The sequence below is a fragment of the Streptomyces sp. SAI-127 genome, from assembly GCF_029894425.1.
Taxonomy (GTDB): domain Bacteria; phylum Actinomycetota; class Actinomycetes; order Streptomycetales; family Streptomycetaceae; genus Streptomyces.
In genome coordinates, this window is record NZ_JARXYJ010000002.1 from 370,420 (window position 1) to 383,814 (window position 13,395).

Annotated in this window: 11 protein-coding genes and 1 pseudogene; 5 read left to right on the forward strand and 7 right to left on the reverse strand. The window is 69.2% G+C overall.

The window, feature by feature from the left end; all coding sequences use genetic code 11:
- Nucleotides 1-5: 5 nt before the first annotated feature.
- Together M2157_RS47055 and M2157_RS47060 are read right to left on the reverse strand one after the other, a co-directional pair.
- The gene (locus M2157_RS47055) at nt 6-1,007 is read right to left on the reverse strand and encodes an RNA polymerase subunit sigma-70 (protein ID WP_280868550.1); all 1,002 of its coding nucleotides are present in this window, start codon (nt 1,005-1,007) and stop codon (nt 6-8) included.
- A gap of 152 nt (nt 1,008-1,159) precedes the next feature.
- Complete coding sequence (locus M2157_RS47060; protein ID WP_280868551.1) at nt 1,160-2,443, reverse strand: MFS transporter; 1,284 nt, start codon at nt 2,441-2,443, stop codon at nt 1,160-1,162.
- Nucleotides 2,444-2,744: 301 nt separating this feature from the next.
- On the opposite strand from M2157_RS47060, the gene M2157_RS47065 reads away from it, so the two are divergent.
- Both M2157_RS47065 and M2157_RS47070 read left to right on the forward strand, forming a co-directional pair.
- Nucleotides 2,745-3,125, forward strand: coding sequence for a YciI family protein (locus M2157_RS47065; protein WP_280859355.1), 381 nt, complete (start codon nt 2,745-2,747; stop codon nt 3,123-3,125).
- Complete coding sequence (locus tag M2157_RS47070) at nt 3,122-3,637, forward strand: sigma factor (protein ID WP_280868552.1); 516 nt, start codon at nt 3,122-3,124, stop codon at nt 3,635-3,637. The genes M2157_RS47065 and M2157_RS47070 overlap by 4 nt, the downstream gene beginning before the upstream one ends.
- A gap of 120 nt (nt 3,638-3,757) precedes the next feature.
- On the opposite strand, the gene M2157_RS47075 is transcribed toward M2157_RS47070, so the two are convergent.
- On the reverse strand, nt 3,758-4,150 hold the full coding sequence (locus M2157_RS47075; protein WP_280859351.1) for an ester cyclase: 393 nt from the start codon (nt 4,148-4,150) through the stop codon (nt 3,758-3,760).
- A gap of 127 nt (nt 4,151-4,277) precedes the next feature.
- Here M2157_RS47075 and M2157_RS47080 point away from each other — a divergent pair, with 127 nt between their 5' ends.
- Together M2157_RS47080 and M2157_RS47085 are read left to right on the forward strand one after the other, a co-directional pair.
- On the forward strand, nt 4,278-4,838 hold the full coding sequence (locus M2157_RS47080) for a PadR family transcriptional regulator (protein WP_280868553.1): 561 nt from the start codon (nt 4,278-4,280) through the stop codon (nt 4,836-4,838).
- A 22-nt stretch (nt 4,839-4,860) separates the two neighbouring features.
- Nucleotides 4,861-5,841 (forward strand): NADPH:quinone reductase, encoded by a 981-nt coding sequence (locus M2157_RS47085; protein ID WP_280868554.1) that lies wholly within the window; start codon nt 4,861-4,863, stop codon nt 5,839-5,841.
- 977 nt (nt 5,842-6,818) lie between these two features.
- Here M2157_RS47085 and M2157_RS47095 read toward each other — a convergent pair.
- The 4 genes and pseudogenes from M2157_RS47095 to M2157_RS47110 form a co-directional block, all read right to left on the reverse strand.
- Nucleotides 6,819-7,649 (reverse strand): hypothetical protein, encoded by an 831-nt coding sequence (locus tag M2157_RS47095; protein ID WP_280868555.1) that lies wholly within the window; start codon nt 7,647-7,649, stop codon nt 6,819-6,821.
- Nucleotides 7,646-8,614: a PIN domain-containing protein gene (locus M2157_RS47100; RefSeq protein WP_280868556.1), complete on the reverse strand. Its 969-nt coding sequence runs from the start codon at nt 8,612-8,614 to the stop codon at nt 7,646-7,648. Before M2157_RS47100 ends, M2157_RS47095 begins: the two co-directional genes overlap by 4 nt.
- Before the next feature lie 256 nt (nt 8,615-8,870).
- The gene (locus M2157_RS47105) at nt 8,871-10,127 is read right to left on the reverse strand and encodes a hypothetical protein (protein ID WP_280868557.1); all 1,257 of its coding nucleotides are present in this window, start codon (nt 10,125-10,127) and stop codon (nt 8,871-8,873) included.
- A 481-nt stretch (nt 10,128-10,608) separates the two neighbouring features.
- A pseudogene (locus tag M2157_RS47110) lies at nt 10,609-11,214 on the reverse strand (dihydrofolate reductase family protein).
- 586 nt (nt 11,215-11,800) lie between these two features.
- On the opposite strand from M2157_RS47110, the gene M2157_RS47115 reads away from it, so the two are divergent.
- Nucleotides 11,801-13,395 (forward strand): glycosyltransferase (locus tag M2157_RS47115; protein WP_280868558.1); only part of this gene is annotated, 1,595 nt, incomplete at its 3' end.

A 13,395-nucleotide genomic window follows, 5' to 3' on the forward strand; every position in this document is an offset into this window, starting at 1 on the left:
GCCGCTCACGGTGCTGGGGAACCGGAGAGTGAGGCGGGGAGGCTGAACGACGGGAACAGCGCACCGTCGAGGAAGACCACGATCCGTGCGATCAGGCCGTTTCGGATCTCCAGCACGTGGATGCCGTGCGGGACGAACGAGCCGTTTTTCGCCGGGCTGTAGGTTGCCACTGCCGGGCAGCCGTTGGCGGAGGTGGCGAGGGACCGGTGCGGTCGGGTGAACGCCCGGCGGCTCAGGTGGTCGACGACGGCCGCGCGGCCGAGGAACCAGGTCGGGATCGGCGGCATCTCGTACTCGATGTCCGAGCGCAGCAGTTCCGCCAGAGCGGCGGTGTCCGAAGTCTCGAAAGCGCGCAGGTACTGCCGCATGATCTTCTCGTCGAGTGCCGCGTCGGCCGTGGAGTTCGACGCCGTGTCCTCCTCGTCGGGCATGTCCTGGGCCAGTGTCTCGCGGGCGCGCTGAAGAAGACTGCGGGCGGCGGTGACGGTGATCCCGAGGAATTCGGCTGCCTCGGCGGGACGGAAGGTGACCACGTCGACCAGGATCAGGACGGCGCGCTGCCGGGCGGGCAGCCGTTGAAAGGCGGCGATGAGTGCGAGCCGGGTGCTGTCGCGGAGCGCCGCGATGCCGGCGGGGTCGTCCTGCGGGTCGCCGAGTCGGTGCGTGGGGATCGGCCCGAGCCACGGCAGCGCATCCGCCCGCGACAGGTCGGCCGTCTCCGGAGTCTCCGTCGCGGCGCCCAGGCCGGAGGGCAGGACGCGTCGGTGGTTGCTCTGCAGGGCGGTCAGGCAGGCGTTGGTCGCGATCCGGTACAGCCAGGTGCGCAGCGACGATCGTTCGTCGAACTTGTCGTATCCGCGCCAGGCCCGGATCAGCGTCTCCTGCACGAGGTCCTCGGCGTCCTGGAACGACCCGAGCATGCGGTAGCAGTGCGCGAGCAGTTCCTGTTGATACGGGTCGGCGAGGCGGGTGAACTCCTCGCCCGTGCGGCGGCTCTCAGCGGACACCGAGTTCCTCCTGGGAGGTGTGAGCGACCGGGTGTTGCGCGGCCCGCCGCGCGCTGGGCGTGCGACCCGGGGCGAGGATGCCCGAGGCGGCCCCGACGAAAGCGAGCACCGCGGACGTGATGATGGCCGCCGAGAAGCCGTCCGCGAACTGCTCAGGCGACCGGTCGCTGCCGTGGGCCGCGAAGACCGCGGCGAGGACGGCGATGCCCAGGGCCGCCGAGTTGGCGCACCGTGCTGAAGGTGCCGCCGGCCTTGCCCATCGACTGCGGCGGCACCGACGTCATCACCGCGCTCTGCTGGGCGGGCATGGCCATCGACGTCCCGATGCCCGAGATGATCAGCGCGGCGACCGAGGACGCGTAGGAGTCGTGGTGGTGGGCGTTGACGCCCAGCCACACCAGTCCCGCACCCTGAAGGAACAGCCCCGACGAGATCAGCCAGCGCGGGCCGATACGGTCCTGCAGCCGGCCGGCGAGGGGGGCGACGAAGAACAGCGGCACCGTCCACGGCAGGAACCTGACCCCGGCGCCCAGAGGCGAGTAGCCGAGCGAGATCTGGAGGTATTGGGCCAGGAAGAAGACCGTGCTGAACAGGGACGCGGTCAGCAGGAGGGTCGAGAGGTTGCCGGCGGCGAAGGCGGGGACGCGGAACAGGCGCATCGGAAGCATCGGCTCCGTGACGCGCCGCTCCCAGCCGACGAACGCGGCGAGCAGCGCGAGGCCGCCGACCAGGGAGCCGAGAACCTCCCCGCTGGCCCAGCCCGCCGGGCCGGAGCGAACCAGCGCCCACACCAGGCCGAACATCGAGGCCGCGACGAGAAGGATGCCCATGTAGTCGATGGCGACGGGCTTTCCCTTCATCTCGGTGAGCTTGGCCGCCGCGAACGGGATGACCGCGGCGATGACAGGCACGTTGATCCAGAAGATCCACTGCCAGGCCAGGCCCTGGGTGACGGCTCCGCCGACGAGCGGGCCGCCGACGACGGCGAGACCCATCACGGCAGCGTAGATGCCCATGACAGAGCCGCGCTTGTGCGGCGGCGCGGCCGCGGTCAGGAGCGCCAGTGCCGCCGGCGAGATCATGGCGCCACCGGCGCCCTGGAGGACGCGGGCGGCGATCAGCAGTCCGATGTTCGGCGCCAGGGCGCATGCGGCCGAGGCGAGCGCGAAGACGACCAGGCCGAGAATGTATGTCCGCTTGCGGCCGATCCGGTCGCCGAGTTCGGCGCCGGGGATCATGAGTGCGGCGAAGCTGAGACTGAACGCGTTGACGGTCCATTCCAGGCTCGTCATCGAGGCGCCCAGGTCGTGGTGGATCGTTTGGAGCGCGGTGGCGACCACGAGTTGGTCGAGGGCCACCACGAGGGCGGCGACCGCGGTCAGTACCAGTACCCACGGCAGTGATGCCGGTGCCTTGGGAGGCGGGGCGAGGGTCATGTTCGGTCCTTCCGATCAGGTCTTGGTGATACAGACCTGTCGGCGGTCGCCGTTTCACCGGTCCGGGACGGCCGAGGACGGCGAAGAGCGCGTGGCTCGCTTCCACCGGCACAGAACTCACGGGCTCAAGAGGGCGTCGTACCCCGGAAGGCATACTCTGCGCCCCGGCGGTCGGGTCCTGCGGCTGTTGCCGACTGATGGGGCGGCGATGGCATGTCCAAAATTGGCGGGGGCGGCGACGGTTGGGTGAGGAGCCGTGTGCCCGGGCCCGGGGACGACGGTCGAGCGAGAGGGAGACGGAATGCCCGAATACATGGTGCTGCTGTACGCGTCCGGGGCCGACGAGGCCGAGGAGGTGGATCCCCGCAGCCGATGGGCGGAGATGTCGTTGTGGCAGGAGGTCACCGAAAGTCTCCGCGAGGCGGGGGTGCTCGTCGCCAACCGTCCGCTGCACCCCGCGGACAGCGCGACGACGGTGCGCGTGCGTGACGGGGAGGTGGAACTGACCGACGGGCCGTTCGCCACCACCAAGGAGGTCCTCGTCGGCTATTACCTGCTCGACTGCGTCGACCTGGACCAGGCGCTGACATACGCGGCCCGGATGCCGACCGCGCGGCGCGGCTCCGTCGAGGTGCGGCCCGTCGTGGACCGCGCCGATATCCCGGCGCTCGACCGGACGTGAGCGGCCGCGACGGGACCCGGCCGGAGTCGGACGACGCCGCGGCCGCCGCAGTCGACCGGGTGTTCCGCACCGAGCGGACGGCCGTCCTGGCCACCCTCATCCGCCAGTTGGGCGGCGACTTCCAGCTCGCCGAGGACGCGCTCCAGGAGGCCTTCGCCGCCGCCCTCACCGCCTGGCGTCGCGACGGCGTACCGGACCGGGCCGGAGCATGGATCACCGTCGCGGCCCGCCGCCGCGCCGTCGACCGCCTTCGCCGCGACCGGTCGCTCGCCGACCGCGCCGCACGCCTGGCCGAACTCGTCCGCCTGGACGGGCAGGAGCATCCTCCCGTGACCGACGACGCCGTCGGCGCGCTCGACGACGACCGGCTACGGCTGATCTTCACCTGCTCCATGGACGGTGGACGCCGGTCCGCCCTGGCGGCGAACCGGCTTCCCCTGCCCTGCTCCGCAAGAGCTTCAATCCCTCCCCGGCCTGACGGCCGGGGTGTCCACGAAGGACAGACCCGATGATGGAAGACATCGACGATGTCGGCCTGGTCACCGCCGGAGCCGATTGCTTGCCACCCAACAGGACCCCTCCCTCCTTCCGAGGCAGGCAGCCGCGCCGAAGGTATGCGCTCCATACCTGCTTCACGGCGCCGGTACGGCACCGATCTGCTGCAGGACTCCGAGGAGGTCGGGCTGGCCTCGTTCGCCGACGATCCGGCCGTGGGCAAGGTAGTAGAAGTTCATGGCCTGCACCGAGACCTTGTTGCCGCTCGCAGGGATCCCGAAGAATTCGCCCTCGTGCGTGCCGCGCATGGTGAACCGCGCAGCCACCGTGTCGCCTTCCCTGACCATCTCTTCCAGGGTCCACTGGACGTCCGGGAGTCCGCTGCGCATCATCCCGATGACTTCCATGTAGCCCTCGGGGCCTCGAAGCGGTTCCGGGTGACTCGGTGCGTGAAACACTGCGTCGGGAGAAATGACCTCGCGGGCAAGGTCCTCGTTGGCCGTGTTGATGAACTCGACGAAGCGGTTCATTACAGACTCGACAGATTCCGGCGGCATCATTCTCCACCTTTCAGGGTGGTCGGTGGCGATCCGGCCTCCACGCTAACATCGAATCGATGTATGCATCGATTCGATGTGACTGTGGGATAGTGGGGGCATGCTGGAACTAGCGATACTGGGCTTCCTGGCCGAGGGCTCCCTGCCCGGACACGAGCTACGCCGCCGGGTCTCGCAGTTGACCGGGTACACGCGGCCGGTCAGCGACGGCAGCCTGTATCCGGCGATCAACCGCCTCGCCAAGGCGGACCTGCTGGAGCGGTGCGCCGACCCAGGTGCGGGCGCAGCGCGGTACCTACTGAGCCTGACCGACGCCGGGCGCACTGAGCTGCTGAAACGGCTGCGCAAGCCGGCCGACCATGAGATCACCGACTTCACCCGCTTCTTCACCGTCCTGGCGTTCCTCTCCCACCTGCCCGACGTGTCCGAACAACACGCGGTGCTGCGCAGACGGCTGCAGTTCCTGGAGGAGCCGGCGAGTTTCTTCTACTCCGGTGACAGGCCGCTGCGAGCCGAGGAGGTCCCGGACCCCTACCGGCGCGGCATGCTGCTCACCGCCCGCGCCATCAGCAGCGCCGAACGCGCCTGGCTGCACAGTGTTCTGGATGGCGGCGAGCCCACCGAGAACGCTTCCTTCCCGCTCGACGAACCTGCAAGCTGACCGCCCACGGAGGTACCCGTCCATGCTTGCGTCCTGGTACGACGAACAGGGCCCTGCCGCCGATGTCCTGCACGTTGGGGACCTGCCCGACCCCACCCCCGGCCCCGGCGAGGCCCGCGTCCGCGTCAACGTGTCGGGCGTCAATCCCGGCGACACCAAGAAGCGGCGCGGCTGGCTCGGCTCCTCAATGCCGCACCCGCGGGTGATCCCGCACAGCGACGCCGCCGGAGTCATCGACACCGTGGGCGACGGGGTCGACGCCCGCCGCGTCGGACAGCGGGTCTGGGTGTACGGCGCCCAGTCCTACCGCCCCTCCGGCACCGCCGCCCAGTTCACTGTGGTACCCGCGGATCTGGCCGTCCCGCTGCCCGACCACCTCAGCGACGAACTCGGCGCCAGTCTGGGTATCCCCGGAATCACCGCCCACCGCACCGTGTTCAGTGACGGCCCCGTCGACGGACGCCTCGTGCTCGTGCACGGGGTGCTCGGCGGCGTCGGCTCCCTGGCCGCGCAGCTCGCCCGGTGGGGCGGCGCGACGGTGATCGGAACCGTGCGGCACGGCAGCGACCTGGACCGCGTCGACCCCGCCGTGGTCACCCACGCCGTGGCGCTCGACGCGGACGACCCCGTCACCGCGATCCGCGCACACGCTCCCAACGGGGTGCACCGAATCGTCGAAGTGGCCCTGTCCGACAACGTGGACCTGGACAACGCCGTCGTCGAGAACGGCGCGGTTATCGCTGCCTACGCCACCAGGGACGATCGGCCCCGACTTCCCTTCTGGCCCCTGCTGTTCAACAACGTCACGCTGCGCATGCTCGGCAGCGACGACTTCCCCGTTGCGGCAAAACGGCAGGCGGCGCGCGACATCACCGCCGCAGCCGCGGTCGGCATGCTGACCGTCGCCATCGGCGACCTGCACCCGCTCGAAAAGATCGCCCAAGCCCACGACCGTATCGACGCCGGCGGCCGAGGTCGCGTACTGGTGACCATCCCCAGCTGAACTGCACCGGTCCCCGGCAGCACGAAGCCCGCTAGGTCGCGCGCAACATCATCCGTCTCAAGCATGGCCGGGAAGCTAGCAGATACCGCCTCTGACCAGCGAATATTTCTCGCTTAGTTCAGCTAACGGCACGGTACCGATCCACCTTGCGTCCGCGACCGAGAACAACTCGATCCAGTTCCACCAGTACCACTTGGAGGACATGGGCAGTGAGTACGCCAAGGACCAGGTGGTTGGACCTCGGATGCGGAGCTGAGGGAGCTGCGGCTGCCCACGGCGAAGACACCTCACGTTGCTCTGCCATCAAGTCGGTTGGCCGTGAGGGTCGGGGTCTTCGAACAGTCCCGACTGGGCTTGGAGAGAATCCCGGCATGGTGATGGCACGGCACTGGTACTCCTCGTCGCCCGTCGTGGACGGGCACGCGCTGCTGAATGAGCCGGGCTTCTGGCCCGCGTACTTGGCGGACCTGGCTGAGGGGTTCGCGCCGGAAGCCTTCGGATCGGACGCGGGCGACGCGGACGCCATGCTGGACACGCTCCACGACCCGTCGGCGTGGCCCATGTTCACGGTGCCGCTGGCCGACGGCTTCGCGATCGTCGTGCACTTCAACAGCGGCGAGGAGTTCACAACCACGGACTACTTCCTCACACATCCCGACTGGAGCCAGGATCTCGTCCTGGCCAGTGACGATCAGGACCGCATTGGCCCGGGGCTGTGCTGGCCCGAGCTCTCCGCACTGGTGGAGGCGCCAGCGGCCGCTGTTGGCATCACCGACCCCCATGCCCGGCTCCTTCTCCTGCTGCCCGTTCTGGGCGACACGGCGGTCTCGGAGGACGCGGTGGCCGCCGTCGTCCAGGCGCTCGTTGCTGCAGGGGCTCCCGAGGCGAGCGAGCTGTTGGCCAGGCGGCTGCTCCAAGGGCACCCGATGTGGGGCGGCGAGGACTGGTGGTTCGACACGCCCCGGCACAGCGTGCCGTCAGCCGGATGTCTCCCAACTGGTGGTGAACAACGCGCATTCGAGCAGGTCGGGTGCTGCACCGGACGGCCAGCTGTCGCCTCCGGCCAGCTGGTTGGCGGCGGCGTGCATGAAGGAGAGGTAGACCTGGTAGCGGTGGGGCGACCAGTTGCTGTCCGACCAGACCCAGGCGGCGACCGAGCCGTCCACATCGTGGCGGCTCTCGCGGCCGACCGCGGCGGCCATCCACCTCAGGCGCCTGGACAGCACGCGGTCGAGGATGAGTGGACGCGGGCCGTGGGCGGGCGGCAGCGCGATGCCGGTGAAGTAGAGGAACTTGGTGAAGAAGGCTGGGCCGAGCCCGGGAACTTGCCGGTGGAGTGCGGCGTACGCCTGTGGTGCACCGTGCTCGCGCAGTGCGGTGACCGCGGTGGCCAGCGCCGTGTCGAGGCTGTCGAAGGCCAGGATCTTGTGCAGGGTGGCCGGGCCGCTGCCGCCGGGAGTGCCGCGCTTGCCCTTGCCCCACACATACGTCGCGACCAGTGCCTCCTGGAACGCCTCCCGCCGTAGCGCGTCGGCGACGGCCGAGGCCACCTCCGCCCGGCTGACCGGAGCGTCACCGCCTGCGGAGGTGGGCGCCAGCGCCTCCGGCCACGGAGTGATCTGCGCCCACCGGCCGGGCGTGTAGCGGACGGTGTGCGCGCCGGCTGTCCCGTCCGCGAAAGCAGCCGCATTCGTCTCCCACCAGCTGCCCAGCGCCCGTACAACGGCGTCGGGCAGCAGGCGTGCGGCCATCTCGCGGTCCACCGCGTCCGCACGCTCCTGGCGACCCTGCCCGTCCTGTTCGTTCACGAGCCGTTCCCTGCCTGACGTGCCGCCGAGTCGGGGGAGTGTGCGCCGGAGTCCTTAGGTTCGGGCTGCTGCGGTACGCCTACGTCCGGCACGAGCTCGGCGGCTGCCTGCTCCAGCTCCTGCCGGCGAAGTTCGCCTCCCTCGATTAGGTACGTGTCGGGCAGGGGCAGTGCCGGCAGCCCCCAGGCGCGGGCGCGGGTCCGTACGCCGATGTCGCGGCTGACGACGACCACCTCCGCGGGAGCGACGGCCTGGTGCAGACACAGTGCTGAGGCCACCAACTCGTCGTCCGGCACGGGAAGGCGGGCGTGCCCGGGCTCATCGGCCGCGATGAACACTGGGGTTCCGTCGTCCGCGGTCGCCTTCTCGGGCCCTGATTCCAGGACCGACTCCAGCAGCCGGAACACGCCGCGCGCTCGCCGGGAGATCTTCTTGTCCCCGGTCTGGTAGCTCTTGGTGTCGATCTCGTCGACCACGACGTGCGGGACCATGACCGCGGTGCCCTTCCCGAAGACCTTCTGCCAGGGGACCTTGTCGAACCGCGTGAAGTGCAGCGTGGTGTTCGTGTCCAGCACCGCGTACCGCAAGGCACCGGCGTGCCCGTAGCGCTCCTGCATGGCACGCACCCGGTTGGCCACGGTTCTGAAGTACTCCCGGAGTTCGGCGAGTTCCACGTACATCATCAGCCGGGCCTCGTCCAACGGAGCAGTGAGGATCGCCCGGTAGCGTCCCGCACGAAGCGGTGCTGCGATCTCCCGGTCGCTGAACCGCCGGTTGATCTCCTCGGCGGCCTGCCATGTCCACTCGTCGTACCGCTTTCGCACGGCCCGCATCTCGGCCTCGGCGTCCGCGCCCGTCCTCATCATGTGAGGGATCCGGATGGAGACGTCGTTGAGGGTTCCGGCCACGAGATCGTCATCCAGGAAATTGATCGCCTCGGCGCAGGTCGTTCCAGCTCTCAGCATGGCCTTGTTCCTCCCCCTCGGGGCCCGGCGGTCCCCGTCCGGCACATCCTGTCAGCGCTGACGCCCTATGCGAGTTCCAATTCCTGCACCCGACCCGGCCAGGCCCCTTGCCCTTGGTCGTCACCTCCTGCCGCCAGCGCGTCAACGAAGCAGGCGCCCGCCGCGACGCCACCCGACTTCACACCGAACACTTCTCCCAAACCGTCGTGGTATCCGGCCTGATCGGCCGCTGAGGCCCTGCCACGCCGGGGCGGCGTCAGCGGCCGCCCCGCGGCCGGAACCTGCGCGCCGTCAGGAGCACCAGTGCGCCGCCCGCCGCGAGCAGGACGGCGGCGCCCGCCCGTAGCAGGACTTGGTGTGAGCCGGTGGCGGCGAGATGGCCGCCAGTCGTCGTTCCGCTGGTGGTTCCCGTCCCGGAGCCGGACGGGCTCACGGTGGCCGGCGTGGGCGCGGAGGCGCTGGGCGTCGGGCTGGACGTCGCCGAGCCGGTGGCCTTCACTGTGATCGCGGTGGTGTCGTTCGCCGTGTCGTCGTCACGGTTGGGGTATTCGGGGTTATTCACCGCCCGCACGCTGCCCTGCGCGCCGGGGACGACACCGTCGATGCGCACCGTGAACTCCTGGGACACGGAGTCGCCCGGGCGGAAGTCCGTGCTGGCGATGGCGCAGGTGTAGCTCTTCGCGCCGGCCTTGCCCGGAGTGCAGTTCCACAGTGGCCCGGGGTCGCCCTGCTCGCCCGGGCCGGGGGCGCCGGTGATGGTGGTGCCCGGGGGCGGGGTCACCACGAACGTGCCGGAGTTGGCGGCGTCCATCCACCGGAAGTTCATCCAGCCCGGCCCGTTGTTCCGCACCCCCACGGTGATACTCACCGTCTCGCCGGCCTTGCCCTCGACCGTGTCACCGAGCGCCTGGTAGTCGGCGTGCTGGGTGGTGGAAAAAGTGCCGTACCCGGAGCCGGTGAATGTGGAGCCGGAGGCGACAGGCTTCAGGCCGAGCGGCGCGCCGGTGCCGGTCTCGGGGAAGTCGTACGGGTCGAAGGAGTCGGGCGCCGCGGCACCGACCGGCCACACCATGTAGGTGTTGTAGCCGTACATCGTGTCCTTGGATGCGGTGTAACGCAGCGGCGCATCCGTCTCGTAGGCCGCGCCGGGCGTGACCGGAGTGTCGAACCGGCACCACGCGCCGCCACCGGGCCGACCCGAGTAGTGGCAGTTGGAGCGGTCACGGGCGAGCGAGACGCCTTCTGAGTCCTGCACCAGCAGCATGACGCCCTTGTCACACCTGACCTTGAGGGTGCCGGTGCTCACGCAGTCCCCCGTGACCACCATCGTCGCCTTCCCCGCGAGGGACGACGCGTCGACCGCGACCGAGACGTCAAGGGCGTCCCCGCCCGAGGCGGTGATGCCGAGGTCCAGGTTCGGGCCTTCGCCCTTGGTGGGGAGGTAATAGTTCTCCTGGGCGTCCAGGACGAGCGTCGTTGCGGCAGCGTGCGCGGCCGGGGTTGCGACCGCCAAAGCCGCGGTCCCGACTGCGGCGGCCGCCGCAGTCCGCCATGTTCTGCGTATCGTCAGCACACTACGTGGACACGCCAGAAACCAAAAGGTTGTGCCCTGAGCGTCCGTCAGCTGACGGACGGGCTCCGCTCTGGGAACCTCTCCAGAGCACCCGAATCAGCGACGGCCGACGGCCGACGTTCACCGGCGATCTGCACAGATCAGCGCGACGTGTCCTTCGACGACGCCGGAACTGTAGGTGAGCGTCATGCCGGCGAGGACGGCATCCCAGTCCTGGCGCAGGAATCCGGCGAAGCCCCGCACAGGCCAGGGACCGTTGGTTCGGCAGTGTCATACCCGCGCCAGGGTCTCTCTTCCCTCCACTTTGTTGCGTCTTGAAGCGTGTGGGAAATGTGGGGAGTGAAGAGCGCGTGTGAGGGCCCAGCGACCGAAGCCGCCGGCGCCGGCCTGGTTGCCGTCCAGGCCGGCGGACGGGGCGAAGTCACGCAGGGACGTCGAGCGGCGGGTGCTCGAGCACTCGGGGCTTGTACTCGACCAGCTGGATGCGGCCGTCGAAGGTGCGGTGCTCGATCATCTCGAGGGCAACGTCCGGATAGCCGTCGTAGATACGTTCCTCGCCCGTGGCCCCGGTGATCACCGGGAACATCACGACCCGGAAGCGGTCGACGAGTCCGGCTCGTAGCAGGGACCGGCACAGGCTGAGGCTGCCGATGGTGCTGAGGAGCCCCGAGCCACTCGACTTCATGGCGCGGACCGCCTCGACGGCGTCGTCGCGGACGAGCGTGGAGTTGGCCTACGTCAGTGGCTCCTCGAGTGAGGAGGAGAACACCAACTTGGACGCTTGCGTGAGCTCGTCGACGGACGCTTCTTCTTCGGGCCTGAACTCGTCTTGGCCGTTCGGGACCTCGCCTGCGGCGAAGCCCGACATCAGGCGGTAGGTGTTCGCTCCCATCAGGTAGGTGGCCTCAGGCTGCTCACCGAGCCATGCGAGGTACTCCGGGCCCTCGAGGCCCCAGAACCCGGGCCATCCCTCTCCCGATGCGTAGCCGTCGAGGGAGGTGATGAAGTCGACGAGAAGCTCCGACATGGCGGTGTCCTTTCCTGGGGTGTCATGAAATTGGACCGGCCGGGAGCCATAAACTCATCGGTCGCTGCCAACACAAGCCGCCGTGGCCCTCACGAACGCTGATCTACTGTTCGGGAGCGGTGGTGACCAAGCACAAGGTGCGCGCTCTGCTGGCGCCGCTGGACCGGTTCCCGGCCGCTCGAAAGACGGATGCCTTTCCTGCTTACGTGTTCAGCATGGCGCAGAAGGGCCTTGGTGACCTCGTCGCGCTGGCGGCGAAGGGCCAACCGCAGGTGCTCCTACGCTCGAAGGGGCCGAGCTATCACTCAGAGTGGCCGCGTGAGAGAAGCCGAGCCAGAACCTCCTCTGGCCCAGGGCGGACGACTGATCGCCGGGCTCTGTACCCCAGACGGGCCAGTCGAAGAGGCACCCGCGCGGAAGCTGCGGTACTCATTGATCACGACCCGATACGCGGCCCTGGCGCCGTACTGAATAGGAAGCGATTTTGAGGCAGTCATGCGACTGCTTCGAATGAGACAGCCTTTGCCAGAGTCCGGAACGTTCAATGAACAACGAGACACATGGTCCCCGTTTGGGGGGAACGTTCATGCTGAAGGTCAGCATCGTGGTGCCCGTCTACAACGCGGGCCGTTACGTCGACATGTGTGCGCCGTCGCTTTTACGTCAGACTCTGGGGGAGGACGCGTACGAGGTCATCTACGTCGATGACGGCTCGACCGACGATTCCGCGCAGCGGCTCGATCAACTGGCGGCGCAGCACGCGCATGTGCGGGTGATCCATCAGGAGAACTCGGGCTGGCCCGGCAAGCCCCGCAACGTCGGCATCCGGGAGGCGCGCGGGGAGTACGTGCAGTTTGTGGACCAGGACGACGAGTTGACCCCGGCGGCGCTGGAACACCTGCACCGGCTGGCCGCCCGTAACGGCTCGGACATTGTCCTGGGCAAGGTCGTGGGCAGCATGGCGGGACCGAGCAACGTCTTCAAGCGCACCGTGGAGCGCTGCACGGTCGAGGACGCGCCCCTGATGGAGAGTCTGACCCCGCACAAGATGTTCCGCCGCGACTTCCTGCTCGCCCACGACCTCAGGTTTCCCGAGGGCCCGGTGCGGCTGGAGGACCAGCTGTTCATGGTCCGCGCCTATTTGCGTGCCAAGACGGTCTCGATCCTCGCCGATCACCCCTGCTACGTGTGGAAGCGCCGGGACGACGGCGGCAACACCAGCAGCCGCGCCTCCGCCCCGGAGGACTACTACGGTCATCTGCGCACGGTGGTGGAGGCGATCAAGAAGGAGACCCGGCCCGGCCCGCTGCAGAACCACCTGCTGCGCCGTTCCTATCGCGTGGAGCTTCTGCGTCCGGTGGGTGAGCCCCGCGTTCTGCAGCGCACCGGCAAGAACCTCGAGCGTTACTTCGACGTCGTCCGCGCCTTGGCCCTTGAGGCCTATCCGCCCGGTGTGCGCGAGGGCCTGCCCGCCCTGACCCGGCTGCGGGCGCACCTGCTGGAGGAGGGCCACCTGGACTCCCTCGTCGAACTCTCGCGCCGCACCCAGCGCATCAGGCCCGAGGTCACCGTGGACGACATCCGCTGGCGCGACGGAAAGCTCCACGTCACGACGACGGTCGGTATGCGCCGCGCGGACGGTGAACCCCTGGCTCTGGTCGAACGTTACGGCCGTATGCTCCTGGACCCCGAACTGTTGGCCGGTATCAAGGGCGCCGAGGGCTGGGAGGCCCCGCACCCCCTCGGCCATGCCTACGGCGAACTCCTCGTCCATGACACGGCCCGGGAGCTGTGGTGGTACCCGGACGCCGACCTGACCCCGCGCACGCAACCGCTCGGCGGTGGCCGCCACCGTGTCGTGCTCACCGGCGAGACGGCCATCGACCCCCTCACCCTGGTCGGCGGCCGGCCGATGGAACCCGGCACGCACGTGGTGTGGGCGAGCGCCCAACTCCTCGGCGTGGGCCGCAGGGCGCGAGTGACACGCAGCGACGCCGCAACGCGCAGAGCCGGGACCGACGTCGGTTTCGGCTCGGTCAGGGTAGGAACCCGACCCCACCTGGTGATTCCGGCCTGGGACGGCCAGGCCGGCCAACTCCGCCTCGCCGTACGCCCACCGGGGCAGGCCACACTCCCGCACCGCATCTACCTGCGCACCACATCGGCCCCACCCATCCGCCG

Coding starts and splice junctions, on each gene's coding strand:
- M2157_RS47085 (WP_280868554.1), top strand. CDS start 4,861: ATGCTTGCGTCCTGGTACGACGAACAGGGCCCTGCCGCCGATGTCCTG.
- M2157_RS47060 (WP_280868551.1), bottom strand. CDS start 2,443: ATGACCCTCGCCCCGCCTCCCAAGGCACCGGCATCACTGCCGTGGGTA.
- M2157_RS47080 (WP_280868553.1), top strand. CDS start 4,278: ATGCTGGAACTAGCGATACTGGGCTTCCTGGCCGAGGGCTCCCTGCCC.
- M2157_RS47065 (WP_280859355.1), top strand. CDS start 2,745: ATGCCCGAATACATGGTGCTGCTGTACGCGTCCGGGGCCGACGAGGCC.
- M2157_RS47100 (WP_280868556.1), bottom strand. CDS start 8,614: ATGCTGAGAGCTGGAACGACCTGCGCCGAGGCGATCAATTTCCTGGAT.
- M2157_RS47075 (WP_280859351.1), bottom strand. CDS start 4,150: ATGAACCGCTTCGTCGAGTTCATCAACACGGCCAACGAGGACCTTGCC.